Source organism: Phormidium pseudopriestleyi FRX01 (assembly GCF_017313335.1).
In the GTDB taxonomy this organism is placed as follows: Bacteria; Cyanobacteriota; Cyanobacteriia; order Cyanobacteriales; family Laspinemataceae; genus Laspinema; species Laspinema pseudopriestleyi.
The window spans coordinates 1-6288 of the sequence record NZ_JAFLQW010000520.1 but is presented as its reverse complement, the minus strand read 5'-3'; the positions used below and the strand labels follow the sequence as shown (position 1 = coordinate 6288).

General features: G+C 49.8%; 5 protein-coding genes. 4 read left to right on the top strand and 1 reads right to left on the bottom strand.

The features are described 5' to 3' along the window. Positions 1–724 precede the first annotated feature (724 nt). The gene (locus tag J0895_RS19840; RefSeq protein WP_207089730.1) at positions 725–1591 is read right to left on the bottom strand and encodes a prephenate/arogenate dehydrogenase; all 867 of its coding nucleotides are present in this window, start codon (positions 1589–1591) and stop codon (positions 725–727) included. A 387-nt stretch (positions 1592–1978) separates the two neighbouring features. Between J0895_RS19840 and J0895_RS19835 the strand changes: the two genes are divergently transcribed. From J0895_RS19835 to J0895_RS19820, 4 genes are all read left to right on the top strand, one after another. Continuing rightward, entirely contained in the window at positions 1979–2179 is a 201-nt protein-coding gene (locus tag J0895_RS19835; protein ID WP_207089729.1) for a hypothetical protein, read from the top strand. A gap of 49 nt (positions 2180–2228) precedes the next feature. Beyond that, on the top strand, positions 2229–3767 hold the full coding sequence (locus J0895_RS19830) for a pentapeptide repeat-containing protein (protein ID WP_207089728.1): 1539 nt from the start codon (positions 2229–2231) through the stop codon (positions 3765–3767). 147 nt (positions 3768–3914) lie between these two features. Next, positions 3915–5477 (top strand): pentapeptide repeat-containing protein, encoded by a 1563-nt coding sequence (locus J0895_RS19825; protein ID WP_207089727.1) that lies wholly within the window; start codon positions 3915–3917, stop codon positions 5475–5477. A gap of 120 nt (positions 5478–5597) precedes the next feature. Further along, positions 5598–6185, top strand: a complete 588-nt coding sequence (locus tag J0895_RS19820) for a DUF1517 domain-containing protein (RefSeq protein WP_422894343.1) — start codon at positions 5598–5600, stop codon at positions 6183–6185. The last annotated feature ends 103 nt before the right edge of the window (positions 6186–6288 follow it).

Here is a 6288-nt window from a genome sequence, read left to right as displayed (position 1 = left end):
TTTGTTGGGCGTAGTTTGTACTGGTATGCTGTTCTCATCATACTATTATAGCCGATAAACCCAATTAATTTCAGAGGGACTGATGAAGAGTTAGCCCACTTGAAGAACTACTGCAAAATCAAGAAAAGGCAACAAAGCCAGGTCATTCGTGAGTTGCAGCAGAAAACTGTCAATCGAGCGGGGTATTGAACCCCATCGATTGACCGCCTATCCATCCCGACACCAACCTGAGTACAGGTATGGTGCCAGGCTGAGGGCGTCAAGCTAAATCGTATTTCTCACCAAAGCGAGAAGGCCCCGGCGATCGCACCCGTTCCCCAAAGTGAAGGTGGGACCGGGATGGGGTTCCGATTGTTTCCATAATGCATGGCTTGATTTGAACTGTTCCACCTCGGGGTTGATAGCTACCGATTTAATTTGATATTGTAGCTTGAAAACCCGTCAATATTGCTCGCAATGTACCAATCCAAATTAAATGTCGCCCTCGCCTAGGGGGGATATCGTAGCGAGAAATTGACAAAAGCTCGGATTCTGAACAGGGGGCGAACAAAAGTTAGGTGGGTCAGGGGATTTTAACTAAGGATTGAAGGATCGTCCGACGGTTTTTAGTAGCTTCTTTTTCCTATTGTACCGATTTTCAGCCATTCTGAGACAACTCCCTCAAAGAAAGAACCTCGAATTTCCACTGCACTCGGGTCCTGAACAGTCTGGGTTTAACCTCTAGTTAGGGCGAATGCTCCTGGCTGTCTGGGGTTCCCACAAAGAACGGACGATGTTTTTGGGTCTGTTCTAGGGCCTGGGTCAAGGCATTCCAGTCTTCTGCCTCGATCGCCCCGATGAACTGGTTGAGTTGATCCCGATATGCATAGAGCGATCGCAAGACTTCCCCTCGGTTGTACTGCGCCATCATCACCCCTAACTCGGGATGGCCTCCACCGACTCGGCTGGTATCCCGAAAGCCACTACTAGCAAGCTGTTGGGCCAATTTCAGGCGATGACCCACGGGTTCCTTCAGACAGGCGGATATTAAACTGGCGGAAACGAACACTGGCAAATGAGAAATCCAAGCAACAGCGCAATCATGGTCTTCTGGGCTGCATTGGTAGACCTGGGACCCCACCGAGCGAGCCAACTGGGTTACGATTTCTACGGCGGCATCGGGGGTATGCTCTGTGGGGGTAATCACATAAGAACGTCCGACAAATAAATTAGGCACTGCTGCATCGAGTCCGCTTTCTGCTGTCCCCGCCATTGGGTGCGCCGGGACAAAGTTCGGCCATAAGGGAGTAACCGCTTCGACCACAGGCATTTTCACGGAACCCACATCCGTTATGATAGCGGTAGGGTTGAGATGGGGGACAAGTCGTTCTACTGTCCTTGCGATCGCGGCGATCGGAGTGCATATAAATACCACTTCGGCGTTTGCCATCAGAGTCATCTCTACATCTGCCTCATCCACGATTTGGCGCGTTACAGCTTCTTGGCAAGTTTGGAGGCGACGGGACACCCCTAAAATGCGGTGACCCTGCGATCGCAAATCCAACGCCAAGGAACCTCCAATTAAACCCAAACCAACAATTCCAACGTTCATCGGTTCTCTTAATATCTATTTCCGACTTATTATGACCCCAGTTGGCTCCTTCAGAATCCCATTGCAATTCTCCAGACCCGAGGGGACCCAAAGGGGTCCAGTCCGTGAGGAGGGAAACTCCTAAAAGTCATCCGAGTTGCAACTTGGCGATCGCCCTGCCCCTAACGGGGAATTATCCCTCAATTGGCACTTCAAATTACGGGTCCCTACGGATGAGTTGTGCCACCGTTCCCGATTCTTTCCCAGGCCATTCGCGCTTTTTTTAGAAGTGACGCCAGTCTAATCTTTTCCTCCTTCAAGGGTTGGAGGACCCGATAACCTGTGGGGGTGAAAATTGTCGATCGCCTGGAGAGCAATTGGGAAGATTGAGGGTCAGAAAATGTTAGAGTGAGTCGATCTCCCGGTGTTCTGGTGGGAGTTATCCCGCTTGGTGCGTTTGGTGATTTTGTGATCGCGATCGCCCGACTGTTGCAATTGCATGAAACAATTTCTTCCGTGGTTTTCAACCCAGGGAACGATTCCCAACGACTTAGCAGTACCACAAGCGGGGACTTTCCTCTCGCGATCGCTCTTCCGCTAGGATGGTAATGCAAGCGTGCTATCACCGCACAAGTCCCGCTGTTCTCAGGGTGCCCCGATGGAAGCTGAAGAACTAATCAAGAAATATGTAGCTGGTGCCCGAGACTTTCCTGGAGTTATGCTGACTGAAGTCAATCTCAGTCAAGTTAATCTCAGCGAAGTCAACCTAAGTGGGTCCAACCTGAGTATTGCCAATCTTAGCGGTGCTGACCTCACTGGAGCCAATCTCAGCCATGCCAAGCTCAATGTTGCGAAACTCAACAGCGCTCACCTCAGTGGAGCCAATCTCAATGGAGCCGACCTCAATGTCGCCAACTTAGTTCGGGCGGATCTACGCGGAACCCTGTTAATTCAAGCCTCGTTGATCCGCGCCGAACTCATGCGTGCTGAACTCAGTGGAGCCAACCTCACCCAAGCGGACCTCAATGGTGCCAACCTTCGCGAAGCGAAACTCCGACAAGCCTATTTAGTCAGCGCCAATGTCAGTGAAGCGGACATGAGAGGAGCCTCTTTAATGGGGGCTAATCTGGAACAGGCCAATTTAAGAGAGACGAACCTCAGTGGTGCGGACCTCAGTGGAGCCAACCTCAGAAATTGTGAGTTGCGCCAAGCGGATCTGTCTCATACCAAGCTCATGGGAGTAGACCTTTCTGGGGCTAATTTGCGCTGGGCGGATTTAAGTGAGGCTAACTTGCGCGGTGCGGACCTCAGTGGAGCCAAATTGAGCGGCGCTAACCTCCGAGGTGCAGACTTGAGTCATGCCAATTTATTGGATGCGAGTTTGGTGTACGCGGATTTGACTTACGCCAATATGATCCAAGTGGACTGGACGGGATCGGATATTTCCGGTGCAACCTTAACCGGAGCCAAACTGCATGGGGTGTCTCGGTTTGGTTTGAAAACCGAAGGGATTATCTGCGAATGGCTGGATCTGAGTCCGAATGGCGATCGCTCTCAAGTCTACCGCTTTACCCCAGAAACCTCGGAAACCTTTTTTCATCAAACTCTACCCACGGTGGATCTGCTGATTGATGCGGCCCTCGACCAAGATGCTCATTTAGCCTTAGCTTTGGCCTACCATCAAATCGCCCATCGCTATCCTGACTTAATCGAACCGCCCAATATTGAAGTGAGTTCCAGGCGCACCAAACTCAGCTTTAAAATCGGCAATGACTTGTTATTGTTCTCTACAGCTTATGTGGCGATTCTTCCCTTTAAAGATGCCGGGGTGACCCAAGAGAATCTGGAGCATTTAGTGGATATGATTGAATCGGAAGAAATTTCTAGTTTACTCAATAATGCCCAAGAAAAGGTCAAGGAAATTAAAAACTCCCAGACCTTTTCTCGAATTGTGCAACGGGGAAAGTTCTTTCAATCTCCCACGCAAACAGTGTTGACTAATTCCGGCGATCGCACCTTAGATGTCCATCACAATCCCCATTTTGGGAAACGGCTGGTGAATATCGCCCTCGGCAATAATGGAGTGCCTCCGGGACCCGTTATTTCTAGTCCAAATTTTTCTCTACCCCCAGTCAACTTGCTGGTTAATTTTATCAAAGGCTTGCACTTTTCCTCGAATGCCATCTCCCAGAAATAAAACATCTTCTCAATGGTGATCACTATTCGGACCGTCTCTATTGTCTCCCCTCTTTCATCTTTGTTGTTTTCCTAATTTTGGCCTCAAGGCTCCCCTGACCGATTACTCCACTAACCCATCAGCAATTTCTTCACAGGAATACCATCTATGCAAGCCGAGGATATTATCAAAAAATATGCAGCAGGAGAAAGAGACTTTTCGGGGATGGATCTGACCGAAATTAATCTCAGTCGAGCCAATCTCAGTGGCGCAAACTTCAGTAACGCCACCCTCAGTATTGCTAATCTCAGCGGAGCCAATCTCAGTGAGGCGGACCTCACCGGCGCCAAACTCAATGTGGCTCGCATGAGTGGGGCCAATCTCAGTAAGGCCAAGCTCAATGGAGCCATCCTCAATGTCGCGAACTTGGTCCGCGCTAACCTCAGCGGAGCCGAGTTGATTCAAGCGGCTTTGATTCGCGCCGAATTAGTCCGCGCTGAACTCAGTCGGGCCAACTTAAGTGAGGCCAATCTCAGCGGAGCCGATTTACGAGAGGCCAAACTCCGACAAGTGAACTTGAGTGGCGCTAACTTAAGTGAAGCAGATATGCGAGGCACGAATCTGACCGGCTCGAATTTGGAACGGGCAACATTAAGCGGGACGGACCTGAGCCGGTCCGAACTCAGTGGAGCCGACCTGACAGAGGCAGAACTCCGCCACGCCAACCTGAGTCGGGTCAATCTCAGTGGAGCCAATCTCAGTGGAGCCAATCTCCGTTGGGCCGATTTAAGTGGAGCAAATCTGCGTTGGGTGGACTTAAGTGAGGCAAAACTCAGCGGTGCCAACTTGCTTGGGGGGGACTTAAGTAACGCCAATCTGATTAATTCCAGTTTCGTCCATGCGGATTTGACCCAATCTAATTTAATCCGGGTGGAGTGGGTGGGTGCGGATCTCAGTGGCGCGACTCTAACCGGCGCAAAACTCTACGGTGTTTCCCGCTACAACCTCAAAACTGAAGGGATTACTTGCGAGTGGGTTGACTTGAGTCCTCATGGCGATCGCACTCAAATCTATCGCTTTTCCGCCGAAGAAGCTAAAAAATTTTTTAATCAAACCCCCCCAACGGTTCGGATTATCATCGATGCTCCTTTAACTCATGATGCCAATCAAACCTTAGCTCAGGTTTACCATCAAATTGCCAGTCAAGCGGAAATGATGCCTCATCCTCCCAGTATTAATGTCGGTTACCGCCGCACCGAACTGGTTTTTAAAATTGATAGCGATCGCGATATTTTTCCGACCGCTTATATTGCCATTATCCCCTTTAAAAATGCCATAGCCACTCAGAAGAATATCATCACCTTAATGAAAATGCTGCAAGCTTATGCGATTAACAGTCACAGCATGGAGGCGATTAAACAAATTAAACAACTGAGTACCGCCCTCAGTCAAACCATTCATGCCGTTAATGACCTTCAAATCCCTCCGGTTACCCTCACACCCAACGACAACTACAACTTTTTTGAAACCCCCACCCAAGTGTTGCTCACCAACTCCAGCGACCAAAGTCTGCAAGTCTATTATGATGGCAGTTTCGGAAAACGTACAATCGGGCCATCTGGGTCGGTCAAAACCGCCACAGGAACCACGATGAAAGCAACCAAGTTTGCCTTACCCAGCATTAATAACCTAGTGGAGTTTATTGATGGATTTTACTATCTCGATAGTTAATCGCTCTGTTTTTTCAGTAAAATAGAACGGGTATATAATTTTTAAGAAAAAACCCGAAACCCGGAAGGGAGTCGAGTTTTTAAAGACTACTGTTCTGAGTTGATTTGCCAATTGAGACTTATGCGCGATCGCTTTAAAAAAATGATGGGCCGTTCCCGGTTCGTCGTCTCCCGAATCTTTCTCCATCTGGCCGGGAATGACGTGGCCCCCCTGCTCGGTGTTCTCAACCAAGGAATCCGACCCGTACTCGATAGCGATGGAGACCTGGAAACCCTCGGGGAGGCCCTGGTGGAAATCACCGAAAGTCTCTTGCGGTACGATGACTATTGGAAATCTGCCGCCAATGAAGGGGATGTGGTCTGGGATGAAGGGGAAGCTGGAGACTATTGGACCGAGCTATTTACCGACTCTGCTGCACGATATGGCAGTGAAGTCCGGTTAGCAGATTCGCCGGAGGAAACCCTATCCCTTCCGGTGACTCGCAATGTAGTCGTCATGATCACCTTAGCCGCAGAGGGAGAAGTCCCGGAACTCGAAACCGACCTTTCTAACGTGTACGCCTTACAAGCCGGTCTGAAAGCAGCGATCGCCTTGCATTACCAAAAGCGACTGCGCGGCATTCAAATCCACTTTTCACCAGCGGCGATCGGGGAAGAACTCACCGAAGACCAAATCCTTGAGTATTTTCCCGAACTCATCCCCCTTTGAACCGTACCACGTCTAAAGCCGGGGGATTCCTGCCTACCCCAAAGGGCGACAGCGGGACATTCAAGTATCCCTCTAGACCATCAAAACAACTATCCCTAAAAGA

Excerpts from the sequence above, each read along its gene's own strand:
- J0895_RS19820 (WP_422894343.1), top strand. The coding sequence starts at position 5,598 with ATGCGCGATCGCTTTAAAAAAATGATGGGCCGTTCCCGGTTCGTCGTC.
- J0895_RS19830 (WP_207089728.1), top strand. The coding sequence starts at position 2,229 with ATGGAAGCTGAAGAACTAATCAAGAAATATGTAGCTGGTGCCCGAGAC.
- J0895_RS19840 (WP_207089730.1), bottom strand. The coding sequence starts at position 1,591 with ATGAACGTTGGAATTGTTGGTTTGGGTTTAATTGGAGGTTCCTTGGCG.
- J0895_RS19825 (WP_207089727.1), top strand. The coding sequence starts at position 3,915 with ATGCAAGCCGAGGATATTATCAAAAAATATGCAGCAGGAGAAAGAGAC.